The organism is Allonocardiopsis opalescens (assembly GCF_003002095.1).
Lineage (GTDB): Bacteria > Actinomycetota > Actinomycetes > Streptosporangiales > Streptosporangiaceae > Allonocardiopsis > Allonocardiopsis opalescens.
Genome location: NZ_PVZC01000002.1, coordinates 278,234 through 297,988 on the forward strand (window position 1 = coordinate 278,234; position 19,755 = coordinate 297,988).

At 73.2% G+C, this 19,755-nt stretch carries 19 protein-coding genes; 15 read left to right on the top strand and 4 right to left on the bottom strand.

Features of this window, described 5'->3' with window-relative positions; all coding sequences use genetic code 11:
• Positions 1-481: 481 nt before the first annotated feature.
• From CLV72_RS07930 to CLV72_RS07970, 9 genes are all read left to right on the top strand, one after another.
• Complete coding sequence (locus tag CLV72_RS07930; RefSeq protein WP_245929993.1) at positions 482-1,405, top strand: substrate-binding domain-containing protein; 924 nt, start codon at positions 482-484, stop codon at positions 1,403-1,405.
• Positions 1,406-1,530: 125 nt separating this feature from the next.
• On the top strand, positions 1,531-2,586 hold the full coding sequence (locus CLV72_RS07935) for a galactitol-1-phosphate 5-dehydrogenase (protein ID WP_211302772.1): 1,056 nt from the start codon (positions 1,531-1,533) through the stop codon (positions 2,584-2,586).
• Positions 2,587-2,679: 93 nt separating this feature from the next.
• The gene (locus tag CLV72_RS07940; RefSeq protein WP_106242281.1) at positions 2,680-4,206 is read left to right on the top strand and encodes an FGGY-family carbohydrate kinase; all 1,527 of its coding nucleotides are present in this window, start codon (positions 2,680-2,682) and stop codon (positions 4,204-4,206) included.
• Complete coding sequence (locus CLV72_RS07945; RefSeq protein WP_106242284.1) at positions 4,203-5,192, top strand: sugar-binding transcriptional regulator; 990 nt, start codon at positions 4,203-4,205, stop codon at positions 5,190-5,192. The genes CLV72_RS07940 and CLV72_RS07945 overlap by 4 nt, the downstream gene beginning before the upstream one ends.
• Positions 5,189-6,760, top strand: coding sequence for a sugar ABC transporter ATP-binding protein (locus CLV72_RS07950; protein ID WP_106242287.1), 1,572 nt, complete (start codon positions 5,189-5,191; stop codon positions 6,758-6,760). Before CLV72_RS07945 ends, CLV72_RS07950 begins: the two co-directional genes overlap by 4 nt.
• Positions 6,757-7,797, top strand: coding sequence for an ABC transporter permease (locus CLV72_RS07955; RefSeq protein ID WP_106242291.1), 1,041 nt, complete (start codon positions 6,757-6,759; stop codon positions 7,795-7,797). Before CLV72_RS07950 ends, CLV72_RS07955 begins: the two co-directional genes overlap by 4 nt.
• Positions 7,784-8,734 carry a deoxyribose-phosphate aldolase gene (deoC, locus tag CLV72_RS07960; RefSeq protein ID WP_106242295.1) on the top strand — a complete coding sequence of 317 codons (951 nt, stop codon included), beginning with the start codon at positions 7,784-7,786 and terminating at the stop codon, positions 8,732-8,734. Before CLV72_RS07955 ends, deoC begins: the two co-directional genes overlap by 14 nt.
• A 6-nt stretch (positions 8,735-8,740) precedes the next feature.
• On the top strand, positions 8,741-10,183 hold the full coding sequence (locus CLV72_RS07965; protein WP_106242298.1) for an aldehyde dehydrogenase family protein: 1,443 nt from the start codon (positions 8,741-8,743) through the stop codon (positions 10,181-10,183).
• Positions 10,176-11,195 (top strand): aldehyde dehydrogenase family protein, encoded by a 1,020-nt coding sequence (locus tag CLV72_RS07970; protein ID WP_170140913.1) that lies wholly within the window; start codon positions 10,176-10,178, stop codon positions 11,193-11,195. The genes CLV72_RS07965 and CLV72_RS07970 overlap by 8 nt, the downstream gene beginning before the upstream one ends.
• A 129-nt stretch (positions 11,196-11,324) precedes the next feature.
• Here CLV72_RS07970 and CLV72_RS07975 read toward each other — a convergent pair whose 3' ends face one another.
• From CLV72_RS07975 to CLV72_RS07985, 3 genes are all read right to left on the bottom strand, one after another.
• Positions 11,325-11,792, bottom strand: a complete 468-nt coding sequence (locus tag CLV72_RS07975; protein WP_106242301.1) for an SRPBCC family protein — start codon at positions 11,790-11,792, stop codon at positions 11,325-11,327.
• Positions 11,789-12,163: an ArsR/SmtB family transcription factor gene (locus CLV72_RS07980; RefSeq protein ID WP_106242305.1), complete on the bottom strand. Its 375-nt coding sequence runs from the start codon at positions 12,161-12,163 to the stop codon at positions 11,789-11,791. Before CLV72_RS07980 ends, CLV72_RS07975 begins: the two co-directional genes overlap by 4 nt.
• 82 nt (positions 12,164-12,245) lie before the next feature.
• On the bottom strand, positions 12,246-12,845 hold the full coding sequence (locus tag CLV72_RS07985) for a TetR/AcrR family transcriptional regulator (RefSeq protein WP_106242309.1): 600 nt from the start codon (positions 12,843-12,845) through the stop codon (positions 12,246-12,248).
• A 116-nt stretch (positions 12,846-12,961) separates the two neighbouring features.
• Between CLV72_RS07985 and CLV72_RS07990 the strand changes: the two genes are divergently transcribed.
• The 6 genes from CLV72_RS07990 (at position 12,962) to CLV72_RS08015 (ending at position 18,074) form a co-directional block, all read left to right on the top strand.
• Positions 12,962-13,375 carry a VOC family protein gene (locus tag CLV72_RS07990; protein ID WP_106242313.1) on the top strand — a complete coding sequence of 138 codons (414 nt, stop codon included), beginning with the start codon at positions 12,962-12,964 and terminating at the stop codon, positions 13,373-13,375.
• A gap of 261 nt (positions 13,376-13,636) precedes the next feature.
• Positions 13,637-15,202, top strand: a complete 1,566-nt coding sequence (locus tag CLV72_RS07995) for an alpha/beta hydrolase (RefSeq protein ID WP_106242316.1) — start codon at positions 13,637-13,639, stop codon at positions 15,200-15,202.
• Positions 15,203-15,346: 144 nt separating this feature from the next.
• Positions 15,347-16,528 (top strand): C2 family cysteine protease, encoded by a 1,182-nt coding sequence (locus tag CLV72_RS08000; protein ID WP_170140914.1) that lies wholly within the window; start codon positions 15,347-15,349, stop codon positions 16,526-16,528.
• Between the two features lie 15 nt (positions 16,529-16,543).
• Positions 16,544-16,822 (top strand): DUF6406 domain-containing protein, encoded by a 279-nt coding sequence (locus CLV72_RS08005; RefSeq protein WP_106242322.1) that lies wholly within the window; start codon positions 16,544-16,546, stop codon positions 16,820-16,822.
• Between the two features lie 277 nt (positions 16,823-17,099).
• Positions 17,100-17,378, top strand: coding sequence for a DUF6406 domain-containing protein (locus CLV72_RS08010; protein ID WP_106242325.1), 279 nt, complete (start codon positions 17,100-17,102; stop codon positions 17,376-17,378).
• Between the two features lie 117 nt (positions 17,379-17,495).
• A complete protein-coding gene (locus CLV72_RS08015) occupies positions 17,496-18,074 on the top strand; it encodes an META domain-containing protein (RefSeq protein ID WP_106242328.1) in 579 nt (192 codons plus the stop codon).
• Between the two features lie 375 nt (positions 18,075-18,449).
• Here the strand turns inward: CLV72_RS08015 and CLV72_RS08020 are convergent, their stop codons facing one another.
• Positions 18,450-19,691, bottom strand: a complete 1,242-nt coding sequence (locus CLV72_RS08020) for a serine hydrolase domain-containing protein (protein WP_106242331.1) — start codon at positions 19,689-19,691, stop codon at positions 18,450-18,452.
• Between the last annotated feature and the right edge of the window lie 64 nt (positions 19,692-19,755).

The following is a 19,755-nucleotide window of genomic DNA, read 5'->3' on the forward strand; positions in this document are numbered from 1 at the left end:
GGGCCGCTACCAGCGGCGGTCGGCGCCGAGCGCTGCCTACCGCCGCCTTCTTCCTGGGCGCCGCGCGCCGAGTTCGCGCGGACGCCGGGTCCGGCCGCCGGGCGACCGGCCACGCTCCGGTTCCGCCCGCCGTCCTTGGTCCTGGTCGCGCCGCTGGTGTTCGTCGCTTCTGGTCGCCGCTCGCACGCTCCGGTCGCCACCGGCTCCAGTGAACCGGGCGGAGCTGGGACGGGGCCGAACAATGGCTGGGATTTCACTGAGCGATGCCCGCCGCCGGGCGATGGCGGCGTTCCTCCAGGTCAGAGCTTCACCGACACCGTCGTGCTCATATGAGCAAGATCGCTCTCAAATGTTGCATGCGTGTGAAGTGCGGATTTACGGTGTGTTGCCAGCATCACAACTGGAGGACTCAATGCGTGGCATCCCACTTCTCGGAGCACTCGCCGGCGTCTCCGCCGCGGCGCTCCTGTCAGCGTGTTCGGTGTCGACCACCCCGGGCGGGGACGCGGCCGGCGGCGACAGCGGCTCCGACGGCTCGCTGGTCATCGGTTTCAGCCAGGCCACCCAGCAGTCCCCCTTCTACGTGCAGCTGCGCGAGGGCGCGGAGGCCGCGGCCGGGGACGCCGGAGCCGAACTGTACTTCGCCGACGCCGGCGGTGATGTGACCCAGCAGAACAACGACATCCAGGACCTGATCACCCGCCAGGTCGACGTACTGCTGGTGAACCCGGTCGACCCCGAGGGCATCGCGCCGGGCATCGCGGCCGCCGAGGCGGCGGGCGTGCCGGTGGTCACCGTCGACCGCCCGGTGCCCGAGGGCGCCACCGCCCACGTGGGCCGGGACAACGAGGCGATGGGCGAACTGGTCGGCGAGCGGCTGGCCGAGGAGCTGGGCTCCGAGGGCGGCACCGTCATCGAGATCCAGGGCGACGCGGGCGGCGCCGTCGCCCGGGACCGCAGCGCCGGCTTCCACCGGGCGGTCGAGGGCAATGACGCGATCGAGATCGTCGAGGGCCCCTACGCCAACTACATCCGGTCCGAGGCCGTCACCGCGATGCAGGACCTGATCCAGACCAACCCCGACGTCGTCGCGGTGTACGCGCACAACGACGACATGGCGCTGGGCGCCCTCCAGGTGCTGCGCGAGAACGGCCGCGACGACGTGCTGGTGGCGGGCGTGGACGGCCTGATGGAGGCGGTCGAGGCGATCGCCGACGACGGCCCCTACGTGGCCACCGCCCTCAACGACCCCATCGCGCTGGGCGAGCAGGCGGTGCAGACGGTGGTGGCCGTCGACGCGGGCGAGGAGGTCGAGCCGGTGATCGACGCGGGCACCGCGCTGGTCGACACCGCCAACGCGGCCGACTACGTCGGCGACGGCGTCTTCGCCCGCGACCAGGGATGAGCCCCGGTGGTGCGCGCCGCCGCTGAGGGCGGCGCGCACCGCCGGTACCAAACCGCACGGCAGTACAGGCGACACGAACGGTACGGCGGGCACGGCACCGCCGTCGAAAAGGGGGAACGACGCTGATGGCACAGACCATGCGGGCCGCGGTGCTGCACGGGCCGGGCGACATCCGGGTGGAGGACGTCCCGGTGCCCGAGCCGGGGCCCGGGGAGGTGCTGGTGCGGGTGGCGGCGTGCGGGGTGTGCGGCTCCGACATCGCGCGGATGCTGCTGCCCGGCGGCTCCTACCACCTGCCGATCGTCTGCGGCCACGAGTTCGCCGGCCACGTCGTGGAGTTCGGTGCCGAGGTGACCGGCCCGGACGCGCCCCGGCTGGGCGACCTGGTCACCGTGCCGCCGCTGATCCCGTGCCGGCGCTGCGGCCCGTGCGTGCGCGGCTGGTTCAGCCTGTGCGAGGACTACGACTACTTCGGCAGCCGCCGCGACGGCGCCTACGCCGAGTACGTGACGGTGCCCGTCGGCAATCTGCTGGTGCTGCCGCCCGAGGTGGACCCGCGCGCCGCCGCCATGCTCGACCCCGCCGCCATCGCGCTGCACGCGCTGTGGCGCACCCCGCTGCGCACCGGGCAGCGGGTGGCGGTCGTCGGCGCCGGCCCGATCGGCCTGTTCGCAGTGCAGTGGGCGCGGCTGGCGGGCGCCGCCGAGGTGCTGGCCGTCGACGTGAACGACCGCAAGGCGGCGATGGCCGTGGAGGCCGGCGCCACCCACACCGCGAGCGGCCGGGACGCGGCGGTGGAGCTGGCGGGCGGCGGCTACGACGTGGTGGTGGAGTCGGCCGGCGTGCCGCCCACCATCGAGATGGCCGTGGCGCTGAGCGCGCGGCGCGGCCACGCCGTCTTCATCGGCATCCCGCACGAGACCGTCGGGCTGCCCGAGAAGACCTTCGGCGCCTTCCTGCGCCGGGAGGTCAGCCTGCACGGGGCGTGGAACTCCTTCTCCGCGCCCTTCCCCGGCGACGAGTGGCGCACCGCGGCCGCGGCCATCGCCTCCGGCGAGCTGAAGTGGGAGTTCATGATCACCCACGATCTGGGGCTGGCGGAGCTGCCCGACACCATGCGGCAGCTGGGCGAGCGCTCGATCTTCAGCTCCAAGGTGCTGTTCCGGCCCGGTTCGGACTGAGGGCCGGCGCGTCATGGCAGGCTCGGCCCGAGTCCGGCCGGCGGCGGCCCACCGCCGCCCGGCCGCCACGGTGAGCAGACAGGAGTCACCCCGATGAGCGCACTGCTGGCCATCGACCTGGGGACGGAGGGGGCGCGCGTCGCCGTCTACGCGTCCGACGGCACCCTGCTGGGTGCCGGCGACGCCGGCTACCGCACCGACTTCCCCCGGCCCGGCTGGGCCGAGCAGGACCCCGAGTCCTGGTGGCGGGCCACGGTGTCCGCCACCCGCGCCGCGCTGGCGGCGGCCGGGCGGCCCGCGGTGGCGGGGGTGGCGGTCGCCACCACCGCCTCCACCGTCGCGGTGCTGGACGCCGCCGGGCGGCCGCTGCGCCCGGCGCTGCTGTGGATGGACGGGCGCGCGGGCGCCGAGGCCGAGCTGACCCGGCGGCTGGACCACCCGGCGCTGCGCTACAGCGGCGGCAGCGACGCCGTTGAGTGGCTGGTGCCCAAGGCCATGTGGCTGGCGCGCAACGAGCCCGAGACCTACCGGGCCGCGCACCGCATCACCGAGGCCGTCGACTACCTGGTGTGGCGGCTGACCGGGCAGTGGGTGGGCTCGCAGCTCAACGCGGTGTGCAAGTGGAACTACGACCCCCGCGGCGTCGGCATCGACGACGGCCTCTACCAGCGGCTGGGCATCGGTGAGCTGCGCGAGAAGCTGCCGGAGCGGGTGGAGCCCGTCGGCACGCCCATCGGTGAGGTGCGGCCGGAGGTCCGCGAGGAGCTGGGCCTGACCGGGCCCGCCCTGGTCGCCTCGGGCGGCATCGACGCGCACCTGTCGCTGCTGGCCATCGGCGACGCCGGGCCGGGGGCGGTGTCGATCGTGTGCGGCACCTCCAACGCCTTCGTCACCGAGACCACCGAACCCGTCTTCACCGACACCGTCTGGGGCCCCTACCCCGACGCGCTGCGGCCGGGCCGCTGGCTGGTGGAGGGCGGCCAGGTGACGGCGGGCTCGGTGCTGCGCTGGGTCGGCGAGGAGCTGCTCGGCCGGCCCAGGGAGCGAATCGGCGGGCTGATCGAGGAGGCGGCCGCGCTGCCGCCGGTGGAACACGGCCTGCTGGTGCTCGACTACTTCATGGGCAACCGCACCCCGCTGCGCGACCCCCGGCTGCGCGGCGCGGTTCTGGGCCTGACCCTGGGCGCCACCCCGCAGCAGCTGTACCGGGCCGCCGCCGAGGGCGTCGCCTACGGCACCCGCCAGGTGCTCGACTCCTTCACGGCGGGCGGGGTCCCGGTGGGCGACATCTTCGTCTCCGGCGGCATCCGGCACAACCGGCTCTGGCTCCAGGCCACCGCCGACGTGCTGGAGCGGCCGCTGCGGCTGGTCGCCGGGGACAACCTCACCCTGCGGGCCTGCTCGGTGATCGCGGCCGCGGGCACCGGCCGCTACGCCACGCTGGCGGAGGCGTCGGCGAGCTTCGCCCCGGCCACCACGGTGATCGAGCCCCGGCCCGAGCACGCCGCCGCCTACCGGCGCGGCTACGCCGACTACCTGTCCGCCACCGGCGCCACCCGCGAGATCTCCCACCGGCTCAGCGCCGGGTCCGCGGCGCCCCGCGAGGAGGTGCGGCCATGAGCGCCCCCGCCCCGGAGCCGGAGTACGAGCAGCTGCTGTACCAGGTCGCGTCGCTGTACTACGAGAGCGGCCAGACCCAGGAGCAGATCGGCCGCGCCCTGCACCTGACCCGCTGGAAGGTGGGCCGGATGCTCACCGAGGCGCGCGAGGTCGGGATCGTGCGGATCGACGTGGTGCACCCGCGCTCGCGGATCCGCACCGCCGAGCGGGCCCTGGTGGAGCGGTACGGGCTGCGCGACGCCGTCGTGGTGGCGCACCGCGACGGCGCCACGGCCCCGCACGAGCTGACGGCGCTGGTGGCGCGGGCCGCCGCCGACTACCTGGCCGCGTTGCGGCCCGCGCCGCGGCTGCTGGGGGTGTCGTGGGGCCGCACCCTGGACGCGGTGGCCGCCGCGCTGCCCTCGGGCTGGACCTCGGGTGTGCACGTGGTGCAGGTCAACGGCGGCCTGAGCCGGTCCAGGACCCCCACCTCGGCGCACGACATGGCCAGCAGGATCGCCCACCACGGCGCCGGCACGGTGACGCTGCTGCCGGTCCCGGCGATCGTGGAGCAGGAGGCGACCCGCCGCGCCCTGGAGAGCGACCGCGCCGTCTCCGACGTGCTCGACCTGGCCGCCCGCGCCGACGCCTACCTGTTCAGCCCGGGCGGGATGACCCGCGACTCGGTGTTGGTGGACTCCGGCTACATCACCCCCGCCGACCTGGACCGCCTGTCGGCGGCCGGCGCGGTCGGCGACGTGATGAGCCGCTTCATCGACGCCGAGGGCCGTGTGGTGGACGCCGGTCTCGACGGCCGCACCCTGGGCCTGTCGCTGGACGCGCTGCGCGCCGGGGACACCTCGGTGGCCGTCGTCGCGGGCCCGGCCAAGCTCGCGGTCTGCCGGGCGGTGCTGGCGGGCCGGATGTGCAAGGTGCTGATCACCGAGCAGCGCACCGCCCGCTCCCTGCTGGAGCCGGCGCGAACCCCGTCCGGGAGCGTGACATGACCCCCCAGACCGACACCTCCGCGCCGGCGCCCGCCGACCCGCCGCTGCTCCAGATGCGCGGCATCGTCAAGCGCTTCCCCGGCACGCTGGCCTGCGACCGGGCCGAGCTGTCGGTGCGGGCCGGGGAGGTGCACTGCCTGCTCGGCGAGAACGGCGCCGGCAAGAGCACCCTGATGAAGATCCTGGCCGGCTCCTACCAGCCCGACGGCGGCGAGATGCTGCTGGACGGCCGGCCGCTGCGGCCGGCCTCGCCCAGCGCGGGCCTGGCCGCCGGCATCTCCGTCATCTACCAGGAACTGGACCTGCTGCCCGACCTCACCGTGGCGCAGAACCTGTTCCTCGGCGGCGACGCCCCCGGCCGCAAGCGCTCCGAGCGGCCGCTGAAGTCCTTCGGCTTCGCGCTGCGCAAGCGCCGCCGGCTCACCGCCGCCACCGAGGTGCTGCGCCGGCTCGGCGCGGACTTCCCGGCCTCGGCCGTGGTCCGCGAGCTGCCGATCGCGGCGCAGCAGCTCACCGCGATCGCCCGCGCGCTGACCGGGGAGGCCCGGGTCATCGTGATGGACGAGCCCTCGGCCACGCTCGGCGCCGCCGACCTGGCGTCGGTCTTCGAGGTCATCCGCTCGCTGACCGCCCGGGGCTGCGCCGTCATCTACATCTCGCACCGGCTGGACGAGGTGATGGAGATCGGCGACCGGGCCACGGTGCTGCGCGACGGCCGCACCGCCGGGGTCTTCGAGCTGGCCGAAACCACCCAGGAGCAGCTGGTCGCCGCCATGATCGGCGAGTCCAGGGAGCTGGTGAACCGCACCGAGCGACCCCGCCCGGAGGGCGCGCCGCTGCTGGAGGTGGACCGGGCGCACATCCCAGGTGTGCTGGACGTGTCCGGCATCGAGGTGCGGCCGGGCGAGATCGTCGGCCTGGCCGGGCTCGGCGGGGCCGGGCGCACCACCCTGCTGCGGGCGCTGTTCGGCGACGGCCGCGCCGCCGTCACCGCCCGGCTGGACGGGCGCCCACTGCGCACCGGCGATCCCCGCGCGGCGGCGCGGGCCGGCCTGGCGCTGGTCCCGGAGAGCCGCAAGGAGCAGGGCCTGCTGCTGGGCTTGTCGGTGGCGCGCAACGCCGCCGTCGCCTCGCTGGGCCGGCCGCCGTGGCTGCGGCCGCACCGGCTGGCCGCCCGGCTGACCCGCCCGGTCCTGGCCGACCTGGGCGTGCGGCACGCCTCCGCCGGGCAGCCGGTCGGGCAGCTGTCGGGCGGCAACCAGCAGAAGGTGGTGCTGGCCAAGTGGATCACCCGGGGCACCACCCGGGTGCTGCTGCTCGACGAGCCGAGCCGGGGCCTGGACATCGGCGCCAAGGCCGACCTGTACCGGCAGGTGCGGCGGCTGGCCGACGACGGCGTCGCGGTGCTGCTGGCCAGCAGCGAGCTGACCGAGCTGACCGCGAACGCCGACACCATCTGGGTGCTGCACGAGGGGCGCAACATCGCCCGCTACGACCCGCGCACCACCCCCGAGCACGTGATCGCGCACGCCGTTATCACCGGAGCGAGTACGGGAGCGACACCTTGACTCCAACATCAGACACGACGGCCGGATCCCCGGGCGGCCCGGCGCCGGCCGCGGCCGGCGCCGCGGCGGCGCCCGCCGCTCCGGCCCGGCGGCGCAGCACCGACCTGATCGTCAAGTCCAATCTGCTGCTGGTCTTCCTGGCCCTGTGCGTGGTGGCCACGCTGCTGGCGCCGGAGTTCCTGACCACCCGCAACGTCGCCAACCTGCTGCAGCAGTCGGCGCTGACCGGGATCGTGGCGATCGGGATGACGCTGGTCATCCTGACGGCGGGCATCGACCTGTCGGTGGGCAGCGTGGCGGCCTTCGGCGGTATGACGGTGGCGCTGCTGCTCGACCACGACATGAACATCCTGCTGGCCATGGGCATCAGCATCGCCGCGGGGGCCGCCTTCGGCGCGGCCATGGGCGGGCTGTCGGCGTACCTGTCGCTGCCGTCGTTCATGACGACCCTGGCCGGACTGACGGCCATCCGGGGCCTGACGTACCTGCTCACCGACGGCGAGCCGGCCGGCGGCGGCAGCATCCCCGAGGGCTTCCAGCTGCTGGGCGGCGGCTTCATCGGCTACGTGCCGATCGTCGGCCTGATCTTCGTGGCGGTGACCGTGCTGGCGGCGCTGCTGCTGCGCGGCACCACCTTCGGCGAGTACGTCTACGCGGTGGGCAGCAACAAGGAGGCGGCGCGACTGTCGGGCCTGCCGGTGCGCGCGGTGATCACCGCCGTGTTCGCGATCTCCGGCGCGCTGTCGGCCTTCGCCGGGGTGCTGCTCACCTCGCGGCTGACGATCGGCCAGCCCACCGCCTTCGAGGGCATGGAGCTGGACGCGATCGCCGCGGTGGTGCTGGGCGGCACCAACCTGTTCGGCGGGCGCGGCGGGGTGTTCGGCACCTTCGTGGCGGTGCTGCTGCTGTCGGTGCTGCGCAACCTGTGCAACCTGCTCGGACTCGGCTCCTTCTTCCAGATGGTGGTGACCGGGCTGATCCTGGTCGCGGCGCTTATCCTCAATCGAGTGATCGAACAGCGAGGTGCTCGTGCCTGACACGATTTCCCCGCCCGGGCTGACGGCGTCCAACGCCTCGCTGCGGGCGTACCTGCACGGCCTGCCGGGGGTCGACGAGGTCGGGGCGGCGCAGCGCGCCGCCGGCCTGGCCACCCGGTCCATCAAGACGACCGCCAAGGCGCAGGCCATCGACCTGGCCATCCGGATGGTCGACCTCACCACCCTGGAGGGTGCCGACACCCCGGGCAAGGTCCGGGCGCTGGCGGCCAAGGCGGTGCACCCCGACCCGGCCGACCCCTCGGTGCCGCGGGTGGCGGCGGTGTGCGTGTACTCCGACCGGGTCGCCATCGCCGTGGAGGCGCTGCGCGGCAGCGGGGTGGCGGTGGCGTCGGTGGCGACCGCGTTCCCGGCGGGGCGGGCGCCGCTGGAGGCGAAGCTGGCCGATACCCGGCAGGCGGTGGCCGACGGCGCCGCCGAGATCGACATGGTCATCGACCGGGGCGCCTTCCTGTCCGGCGACTACCTGAAGGTCTACGAGGAGATCACCGCGGTCAAGGAGGCGTGCGGCGACGCGCACCTGAAGGTGATCCTGGAGACCGGCGAGCTGGTCACCTACGACAACGTCCGGCGCGCCTCCTGGCTGGCGATGCACGCGGGCGCCGACTTCATCAAGACCTCCACCGGCAAGGTCTCGCCCGCCGCCACCCTACCGGTGGTGCTGGTGATGCTGGAGGCCGTCCGCGACTTCCGCGCCGCCACCGGCCGGCGGATCGGTGTGAAGCCGGCCGGCGGGATCCGCACCACCAAGGACGCGGTGCGCAACCTCGTGCTGGTCAACGAGGTGGCGGGCGCCGACTGGCTGGACCCGGCCTACTTCAGGATCGGCGCGTCCAGCCTGCTCAACGACCTGCTGATGCAGCGCACCAAGCTCGCCACCGGCGTGTACGGCGGGCCCGACTACTACACCCTGGACTGATCGCCGATGGCTGACGACATCTTCACCTACGCGCCCGCACCGGAGTCGCGCTCGGTGGTACGGCTGCGCTCCAGTTACGGCCTGTTCATCGACGGCGCCTTCGCCGACCCGGCCGAGGGCCGCTCGCTCAAGACCGTCAACCCGGCCGACGAGGAGGTGCTGGCCGAGGTCGCGGTGGCGGGCGAGGCCGACGTCGACCGGGCGGTGGCGGCGGCGCGGCGCGCCTACGAGACCGTGTGGGGGCCGATGCCGGGCGCGGAGCGGGCCAAGTACCTGTTCCGGATCGCGCGGATCCTGCAGGAGCGCTCCCGCGAGCTGGCGGTGCTGGAGTCGCTGGACAACGGCAAGCCGATCAAGGAGACCCGCGACGTCGACCTCCCGCTGGTCGCGGCGCACTTCTTCTACTACGCGGGCTGGGCCGACAAGCTCGGCCACGCCGGGCTGGGCGCCGACCCGCGGCCGCTGGGCGTGGCCGCGCAGGTCATCCCGTGGAACTTCCCGCTGCTGATGCTGGCCTGGAAGATCGCCCCGGCGCTGGCCACCGGCAACACGGTGGTGCTCAAGCCCGCCGAGACCACCCCGCTGTCGGCGCTGGTCTTCGCCGAGATCTGCCAGGAGGCCGAGCTCCCGCCTGGTGTGGTGAACATCGTCACCGGCGCGGGCGAGACCGGCCGGGCGCTGGTGGCGCACGGCGGCGTGGACAAGGTCGCCTTCACCGGCTCCACCGAGGTGGGCAAGGAGATCGCGCGCACCGTCGCGGGCACCCGCAAGCGGGTGACCCTGGAGCTGGGCGGCAAGGGCGCCAACATCGTCTACGACGACGCCGCGCTCGACCAGGCGGTGGAGGGCATCGTCACCGGGATCTTCTTCAACCAGGGCCATGTCTGCTGCGCGGGCTCGCGGCTGCTGGTGCAGGAGTCGGTGGCCGAGGACGTCCTGGAGCGGCTGAAGCGGCGCATCTCCACCCTGCGGATGGGCGACCCGCTGGACAAGAACACCGACATCGGCGCGATCAACTCCGCCGCGCAGCTGGACAAGATCCGCGAGCTGTCCGGGATCGGCGACGACGAGGGCGCGCAGCGGTGGACGGCGCCGTGCGAGCTGCCGAGCCGGGGCTACTGGTTCCCGCCGACGGTGTTCACCGGGGTCACCCAGGCGCACCGCATCGCCCGGGAGGAGATCTTCGGGCCGGTGCTGTCGGTGCTGACCTTCCGCACCCCGGCCGAGGCGGTGGAGAAGGCCAACAACACCCCCTTCGGCCTGTCGGCGGGGGTGTGGACGGAGAAGGGCTCGCGGATGCTGTGGACCGCGAACCGGCTGCGGGCCGGCGTCATCTGGTCCAACACCTTCAACAAGTTCGACCCGACGAGCCCGTTCGGCGGCTACAAGGAGTCCGGTTACGGCCGCGAGGGCGGCCGGCACGGTCTGGAGGGGTACATCCGTGGCTGAGACGCCGGAGAGTTCGGAGCGGTCGGAGCAGGCGGGCAAGACCGTCGCGCGGCGGCCGGGCGGCCGGGCCGCGCGGACGAAGCGGGCGGACGAGGGCGCGCCGCCGCAGGTGGAGCCGGCGCGTCCGGCCGAGCCGCCCGCGGTGGCGGCGCAGGGCCGGCTGGCGGTCCGCAAGACCTACAAGCTGTACGTCGGTGGCGCGTTCCCGCGCTCGGAGTCGGGCAGGTCGTATCCGGTGACTGATCCCCAGGGCGGGCTGCTGGCCAATGCCGCGCTGGCCTCCCGCAAGGACGCCCGCGACGCGGTCGTCGCGGCCCGCAGGGCCTTCGGCGGCTGGTCGGGCCGCACCGCCTACAACAGGGGCCAGGTGCTGTACCGGGTCGCCGAGATGCTGGAGGGGCGGCTCGGCCAGTTCGCCGACGAGGTGGCGGCCGCCGACGCGGTGCCGCGCGAGCGGGCCGAGGCGCTGGTGGCGGCCGCGATCGACCGGTGGGTCTGGTACGCGGGCTGGACCGACAAGATCGCCTCGGTGGCGGGCGGCGCCAACCCGGTGGCCGGGCCGTACTTCAACCTGTCCACCCCGGAGCCGACGGGCGTGGTGGCGGTGTTCGCGCCGCCGGAGGCGCCGCTGCTCGGCCTGGTGTCGGTGCTCGCCCCGGTGATCGCCACCGGGAACACGGCGGTGGTGGTGGCCAGTGAGCGGGCGCCGCTGCCCGCGGTGACCCTGGCCGAGGTGCTGGCCACCTCCGACCTGCCGGGCGGCGTGGTGAACCTGCTCACCGGCCGCCTCGCCGAGCTGGCCCCGCCGCTGGCCGCGCACGCCGACGTCAACGCGCTCGACCTCACCGGCGCTGGCGCGCTGGCGGCGGAGCTGGAGGAGGCGGCGGCGGGCACCCTCAAGCGGGTGCTGCGCCCGGCCGAGGGCCGCACCGACTGGACGGCCGAGCCGGGCACCGAGCGGCTGACCGCCTTCCTGGAGACCAAGACGGTCTGGCACCCGATCGGGGTGTGAGGCGCGACCGAGCGGGACGGGCCCTCAGGCGGGGTCCGTCCCGCTCGGCGTGCGCCCGGCGGAAGGGTGCAGCCGGGCGGGCGCCGGGTCAGCTCGACCGGCGCCCGCAGCACCGCGCGTACGTCGCCGTCACTCCGCCAGGCGGGCGAAGCGGGTCAGCGTGTCGGTCCAGGCGCCGGGCGATTCGAACAGCCCTTGCATGGCGGCCGCCTGCTCGCCGTAGCGCTCCAGGTGCCGGTGCTCGATATCGACCCGGGTACGGCCGGGTTCCTCCTCGGTGAAGGAGACGTGCACCTCGGTCTCCAACCCGGGGTCGAAGCGCCAGTCGGCGCCGATCTGCCAGAGCAGCACCACACGGCCGGGCGGCTCCCAGACCGCGACGCGGCCCCAGTCGCACTCGCCGCCGTCGGTGCCCCGCTCGTACCAGCGTCCGCCCGCGCGGGGCTCGACGACCACCTGGTCCAGCGGCGCGGTGCCGATGCTGTGCTCGCGCGGCCAGTAGGCCGACATCCGGGCGGTGAACAGCTCGAACGCGCGGTCGGGGTCGAGCGGGACGGTGACCGCGCGGTGGACGGCGATCACGGACTCGGTGCTCATCGGTTCTCCTCGGTCGGGTCAGTCGGTTCGGAGGCGGCTGCGGCGCTCGCTCGGCCGGACCGCTCGGCCGCCGCCTCCGCCAGAGCGGCGAAGTCGTGCAGCGCGGTGGCCCAGAAGCGGTCGAAGTAGGTGCGCACGGCGTCGAGTCCGGCGGTGTCGATGGCGTAGACGTGGCGGGTGCCGACGGTGGAGACGGTGACCAGCTCGGCCGCTTTGAGCACCCTGAGGTGCTGGGACACCGCCGGGCGGGAGACCGGCAGCCGCTCGGCGAGTACGCCGACCGGCAGCGGCCCGTCGAGCAGCCGCTCCAGGATGGACCGCCGGGTGGGGTCGCCGAGGGCGTCGAGGACCTCGGCGGCGGTAACGGACATATTGGTAAGTTTGGACGAACGGTAAGCCGATGTCAACCGTTCGTTTCCACTTACCGATAGGTGGCGGCCCGCCCGGATCCGGTCACCGGTCGGCGCGCAGCGACTCCAGCAGCCCGCGCAGCACCTCCCAGGCGGCGGCCAGATCGCGCTCGGGCTGCTCGGAGCGGGCCAGCCACAGGGCGCCCTCGTTCATGGCGCCCGACAGCAGCCGGGCCAGCGGCTCGACGGGCCGGGGCGCGATGGCGCCCTGCTCGACCAGGTCGGCCAGCGACTCCGACAGGTGCCGCGCCGAGGACTCCTCGTCCATGCGGCGCCACTCGTTCCAGCCGAGCACGGCGGGCCCGTCCAGCAGCATCACCTGCTGCACCTCGGGGTCGCGGGCGGCCGCCAGGAAGGCGCGGCAGCCGGCCGCCAGCTGCTCGAAGGGGTCGGACTCGGCCTCGGCCGCGGCGGCGACGCGCTCGCCCACCTCGTGCTGCACCTGCTCGACCACCGCGCGGAAGAGCCCGAGCTTGCTGCCGAAGTGGTGGTAGAGCGCGCCCTTGGTGACCCCGGCGCCGGCCGAGACCTCCACCGTGCCGACGGCGGCGTACCCGGCGGCGGCGAAGCGCCGCCGCCCCTCGGCGATCAGCGCGCGCCGGGTCTCCTCGCGCTGCTGCGCCTTGCTCCGGCCTTCCGGCATTCCGCCACGCTCCCCTCGTCCGGCGCCGCCGCCGGGACTTTGACATACCCACGGTACGCGACCTACGGTAGCAATACATACCGACGGTATGTATGTATCTTCCCAGGAGGCTCAGCATGGCTCTGACCGGCTTCTATCCCGTCCTGTGCACCACCGCGCTCGCCGAGAGCCGCGCGTTCTACACCTCGCTGCTGGGCTTCGAGCCCACCTTCGCCGCCGACTGGTACGTCAGCCTCAGGCGCGCCGACGCGCCGGCCTACGAGCTGGCCCTGGTCGACGCGGGCCACCCTTCGGTGCCCGAGGGCTTCGGCGTCCCGGCGCGCGGCCTGCTGCTCAATCTCGAGGTGGACGACGTGGACGCGGAGTACGAGCGGCTGGTGCGGCGGGCCGGGCTCCGCCCGGTGCTGGAGCTGCGCAGCGAGGACTTCGGCCAGCGGCACTTCATCGTCGCCGACCCCGGCGGCGTGCTGGTCGACGTCATCACCCCGATCGAGCCCTCCGCCGACTTCGCCGCGAGCTTCACCGCCTGACCCGGGCCGGGAGCCGTGACGCGGGCCACGGAGCGTGCTCGGCCGAACCGGAGAAGTGATGACGAATGTCAGTGTCGACGCGGCGGAGCCGCCAGAACACTGGGATTCGTCGGGCACCCGCGCAGCCTGGCCGCCTCTCGACGGACCGGCCGGCATGGACGGCAGGCGGCGGGACCGGTCCCGACGCGACCCCGTTCCGGCGCCCCCGTGCGCCCGTCAGGAGGACACCAGATGCACAGCACCCCGTCAGGACCGAGGCCGATGAGGAGGGGCGGGCAGCGAGTGCGCGGCGCGGGGCGGCGCCTGGTCGCGCTGGCGGTGATCGGCCTGGCCGCGCCCCTGCTCGCGGTCCCGGCCGCCGCCGACGACGGCGAGCCGGCGGCGCCGGTGGAGTGGGGCGCCTGCCCCGAGGACGTGGCGGCCGAGGCGCCCGAGATGGAGTGCGGGCTGGTGCCCGTGCCGCTGGACTACAGCGATCCCGAGGGCGTCCAGATCGACATCATGGTGTCGCGGCTGGCCGGCACGGACCCCGCCGCCCGGCGCGGCGTGCTGCTGTTCAACCCGGGCGGGCCGGGCGGGTCGGGCCTGGACATGCCCGCCGACCTGCTCTCCCGGGGCATGCCCGCGGCCGTGGCCGACAGCTACGACCTGATCGGCATGGACACCCGCGGCGTCGGCTACTCGGCACCGGTCAGCTGCGGCTTCACCACCGACTACCGCGGCAACATCCCGCCCTACGCCGTCGACGACGCGGCCGTCACCGAGCAGGCCGAGGTAGCCGAGGCGGCCGCCGAGCAGTGCGCCGCCAACGACACCGAAGGGCGGCTGCGCCACCTGACGACCGCCAACACCGCCCGCGACCTGGACCGGATCCGGGCCGCGCTCGGCGAAGAACAGATCAGCTTCTACGGCGCGTCCTACGGCACGGCGCTGGGCGCCGCCTACGCCTCGATGTTCCCCGAGCGCTCCGACCGGATCGTGCTCGACAGCAACATCGGCGACACCCACCTCGACCACGCCGGCATCCGCAGGTACGGCCTGGGCGCCGAGCAGACCTTCCCGGACTTCGCGCGGTGGGCGGCGGAACGCCACGAGGAGTACGGCCTCGGCGACTCGCCGGAAGAGGTGCGCGCGACCTACTTCGAGCTGGCCGAGCGGCTGGACGAGCACCCGGTGGAACTGGACGGCACCCTGGTCGACGGCCCCCTCTTCCGGCTGGCCACCTTCGGCACGCTCTACCACGACCTGCTGTACCCCCAGACGGCGGCGGCCTGGCAGTCCCTGCTCGAGCCCGAGGGGACGGCGCCGGACCGGCCGGGCGACGCCGCGCTGACCTGGCCGCCGTCGGCCGGAGACGCGGAGGCCGGAGACGCGGGGTCCGCGCAGGCCGAACCGTCGCCGTACGACAACGCCTGGTCGGTCTTCCTAGCCGTGACCTGCAACGACGTCCAGTGGCCCGAGGACGTCGACACCTACCGCCGCAGCGTCGCCGCAGACCGCGAGCGCTACCCCGTCTTCGGCGCCGCCAGCGCCAACATCCTGCCCTGCGCCTTCTGGCCGCACGAACCGTCCGAACCGCCGGTGGAGATCGTCGACGAGGGCCCGAGCAACATCCTGATCGTGCAGAACCAGCGCGACCCGGTCACACCGCACCTCGGCGGGGTTTTGCTCGACCGGAGCTTCGGCGAGCGCTCCCGCCTGGTCAGCGTCGACGGCAGCGGCCACGGCGTCTACGTCAACGACGACAACGCCTGCGCCCAGGAGGTGACAACGGCCTACCTGGTCGAGGGCGAGATGCCGGAGCGGGACATGTTCTGCCCGGCCTGAGCGCGATCGGCCGGATGAGCCATGGCGGGCGGGGCCGGCGAAATGCCCCCCCCCGCCATGGTGTGCGCTACTCCGCCGCCTTCTGTTGGCATCCTGCGATGCCGGGTACACCGTCTCTGCGGTGGACGCCATCGGGAGGTCGATGTGGGCGGCGAGCTGCGCGGACCGCCCGATTCTCCCCAGAGGCGGTTCAGCGATGAGGCGGCTCGGCCGTGGCGGTTGACGGACGAGGACCGCGAGGCGCTCGACGCGGTCCGGCGCGCCACGACTGACGAGGACTTCAGGCAGACTCCCGACCAGGGCGAGCTGACGGCCGAAGACGATCTCCTGCTCGCCGATTACGATCCCGGCCTCGCCATGCGTGATCCGGCGTACCTGCCCGAGGTGTTGGAACGGGTCCGTCGCGGTCTGACGGTCGACATCATCGTCGGCAGTGAGAGCCGGCACCGCCCGACCACCGCTTATGACGCCTTCGAGCATTCCTATGTCGACACGCTGCGGCTGCCGCGCGACACCGACGCCCGCTATGACCGCGCACGCTCACCCGACGCCACCGGGACCATCCGCGAAACCCCGACGTACAACGGGATGCCCGCTCGCGGTGATGTGCGGCAAGGACAGTTGGGCGACTGCTGGCTCATGGCGGCGCTGAGCGCGGTCGCGGGCCGGGCACCCGGCGCGATCGCCAACGCCCTCAGCGACAGCGGCGACGGGGCGACCTGGAACGTCTCCTTGCACCAGGCCCGAATCGACCGGGCCACCGCCGACTGGGTGCCCAACGGGGAGACCATCGGTTTCACGGTGCGCAGGGAACTTCCCACCGACCCGGGCGAGCCCGGACAGGCGGTGTTCGCCAACACCTACGACACTGGAGTGTCCTGGGTGGGGGGTCTAGAGAAGGCGTTCGGCGCGGTGGATCGCACGTGGAGTCTGGGTCGTCAAGCCGTGGTGTGGGACCGCGGCTATCAGCGGCTGGACCGGGGTGGTGGTGCGTGGGAACAGGCCGAAGCGCTCTGCCAACTCACCGGGCGCCCCGCCGGAATCGTCACACTCGACCCACAACCAGGCGCAGAGGCACTGAGCGAAAACATCCTCACCGCACTGCACCGCGCGGGCAAACCCATCATCATCAGCACCCAGGAAAGCCCACGCGAGGACGGAAAGCTGCCGAACGGCCTGTTCGGGTCGCACGCATACGAGATCGTGGACGTGGCCCACGGCCGGGTGGCCCTGCGCAACCCGTGGGGCTCCGACCACCCACCGCCGGTCACAGTGCGCCGCCTGCTCGACAGCGCGCAGCCCTATGTAGCCACCCTCACCGATTGAGAAGGAAGCCTTGCCATGCCTCGCCCGATCGGCCATACCCTTCACCTGAAATACGGAATGCCGACCAACGCCTCGATCACGCGAGTCACCGTGGTCGCGTTGATTCCTCCCGAGCGGAACATGAAGGCGACCGGCGCAGAAATCCGGATCCTTACCGAACCTGAGGGATACAACGTCCCGGTCAACCTGGGTGAGACATTCGCGATCGGCGAGCAGACCTGGCGCCTCGACAAGATCGTGCGCGGGAAGCGTCCCGGAGACCGCTTTCAAGCTTATATCACCCGCGTGGCTTGATCTGTTTCCCGCCTCCCAACGCTGGATGAGGCGCTTGGACGCGGCGGGAAGCCCGGCCTCCCGAAAGTCGTCCTGGCCATCAGGATGCCGGTTCCCGGTCGTCAGGCTGAGGCGCTGTGTCAGCTCACCGGTCGCCGCGCGGGGGTGGTCACGCTGGACTTCGCACCGGGCGGTGGAGCACTGAACGAAGCCCTCCTCACCGACCTGCACCGCGACGGCAAACCCATCATCAGCACCCAGGAGAGCCCGCGCGAAGACGGGAAAAGGAACCCGCGTCATGCCCCTCCCGATCGGCCACACCCTCCGCCTGACCTACGGACTACCGACCAATGCCTCCATCACGCATCTCACTGTGGTCGCGCTCATCCCCCCTGAGCGGAATACGAAGGCGACAGGTGCTGAACTGATTATTTTCTCTGATCCTGATGACCATGTCAGGCAAGTCGACCTGGGCGAAACGATCGCTATCGGCGAGCAGACCTGGCGCCTGGACAAGGTGGTGCGCGGGAAGCGTCCCGGAGACCGCTTTCAGGCTTATATCACCCGCGTGGCTTGATCTGTTTCCCGCCTCCCAACGCTGGATGAGGTGCCTGGACGCGGCGGGAAGGCGAGAGCGCTCTCACCCCCGGACCACGGCAGGAACCCGCTGCCGGGGTCTCACGTCCCAGGGCGCATGAGACGTACAACGCACCTCCCGCTGGTGGCCGTGGCCGTGGCGGCCATGGCCACGGCCACGCTGGTCGGCTGCGATTCGGAGACCAGCGCGGGTGAGGGCGCCCCCACCGGCCCCGCCGACCCGGCCACCTCCACCCCGGCGAGCGGCGAGGTCGACGACGCCGTCGTGGAGCAGCTGGCGGAGTCCGCCTGGCTTCCCGAGCACGTCACGGTCGACGGCACCGAGTACCCCCGGCCGCCGGGCCTGACCGAGGTCCATCTGGCCCTGCCCGAGGGCGAGCAGCTCGACGGCGGAGAGTTCCGGTGCCATTACGGCTCGGACGTGACGGTCAGCGGCGACACCCTGCTGGTGGGTGAGGTCGTCAGCTCGAACGAGGGCTGCGCCGAGGACAGCGCCGAAATCACCTTCCAGGAGAACTTCCTCGACGTCTTCCAGGGCACGCTCACCTACGAACTCGACGACGAGGACGGCCCCGGCATATCGACCGAACCCGCCACCCTCACCCTCACCCATCCCGACGGCGGGACCATCACGCTCACCGAGAACCTGCCCATCCCGCTGGACCCCACCGAGTAGTCCCGCGGCTGAGGGAATCACGTCCGCCTCGTACCGGTCGGTGTGGGCCGGAGGCGTTCGACGGGTCAGTCGCAGAGACGGCTGTAGAAGTTGTTGCGACGCCACGTCTTCTCGCCGGAGCCTGCACCCTTCCAACTGAAAGTCGCCACCACGCTGTAGCTCCGCGGTCCCGGTCCGGGATGCGGATCACGCAGTTGAACGGCACGCTGCGGTCCACGTCCACCTCGGTCAGCTCCGTCCCGTCCACCTCGGCCAAGGCGGCCCGGCAGGTGCGCCCGGCACGACGTGAACCGAGGGCTTCGGAACCGCCCAAGCAGCACGGAACCCGCCGGTCGCCACCGGCGGGTTCCGTGTTCACCGGGCGGGACGGCGCGCTCAGCCCGCCGGCATGTCCAGCGGCCGCAGCCGTTCGACGGCCTCCGCCGTGGTCGGGGCGCCGGGGAGGTCGAGTTCGAAGGGCTCTCCGCACAGGGCGCGGTTGCTCGCGTCGATCAGCGCCAGCAGCACGGTGCCGACCTCGGCGCCGAGCCACTGGAGGTTCATCGAGAGGACGACGTGGCGGCCGCCGTCCGGGGTGGCGAAGGCGATCGTCATGTAGCCGGGGATGCTGCCGGTGTGCCCCCACATCTCGCCGCAGGTCAGCGTCACCTGCTCCAGGCCGAGGCCGTAGCCGGGCCAGATCGGGTGCCCGGTCGGCACCGTCGTGCGCATCTCGTCCAGCAGCGGCCCGGGCAGCAGGGTGCCGTCCAGCAGCGCGCGGTAGAAGCGGCCCAGGTCCGCGCTGGTGCTCACCAGCCCGTAGGACGCCCAGGCGAAGGACGGGTTCAGCTCGGTCGTCTCGGTCGGCTCGGCGTCGTCGGCACCCCGGTAGTAGCCGGTGGCGTGCGGTCCGAGGATCCGGGGGAAGGTCACCGGCAGGTAGCTGTGCCGCATCCCGGTCGGCCGCAGCACCCGGCGCTGCAGCTCGGTCGGGAGCGGGGCGTCCGTCAGCTGCTCGACGAGCATGCCGAGCAGGATGTAGTTGGTGTTGGAGTAGGCGAACTCCCCGGGTGGCCGGACCGGCTGGGCGAGGGCGATGCCGACTAGCTCTCCGGGGGTGAAGCTGCGTCCGGTGTAGTCGCGCGGGTGCGCGAACAGTGGGTCGCTGATGTAGTCGGGCAGCCCGCTGGTGTGGTTGAGCAGCTGCCGCACGCTGACCGCGCTCCCCTCGGGCAGCACCCCGGGCAGCAGCGCGCCCACAGGCTCGTCCAGTTCCAGGCGGCCCTCGTCCACCAGTTGGAGCACCACCACGGCGACCAGCGACTTGGTCAGGCTGGCCGGGCGGAACCGCCCGTCGAGCGGCACCGGGGCGCCGGTGTCCAGATCGCCGACCCCGCTGCGCAGCCGGTGCACCTCGGTGCCGTCCGTGATGCGCGCGGACACCCCGGGCGCACCGGCGGCGACGGCCTGGTCCAGCGCCGCCTGGACCAAGGCCGTGTCGACGGATGCGTCGGCGGGGGCGGGGGACGCGGCGGCGGGCGGCGCGAGCGCCGCCAGCAGGCAGGCGGCCAGCGCCGCCGCGGACGCGCTCGCGATGCGGGCGCGCCGGACGAGGGCGGGCGCCGAAGGACCGGGCATGGGGGTGACCTCTCTGAGGGGGCGGGAGCGCTCAGCATCCTGGCGCGGTACGCCGCCCGGCCCA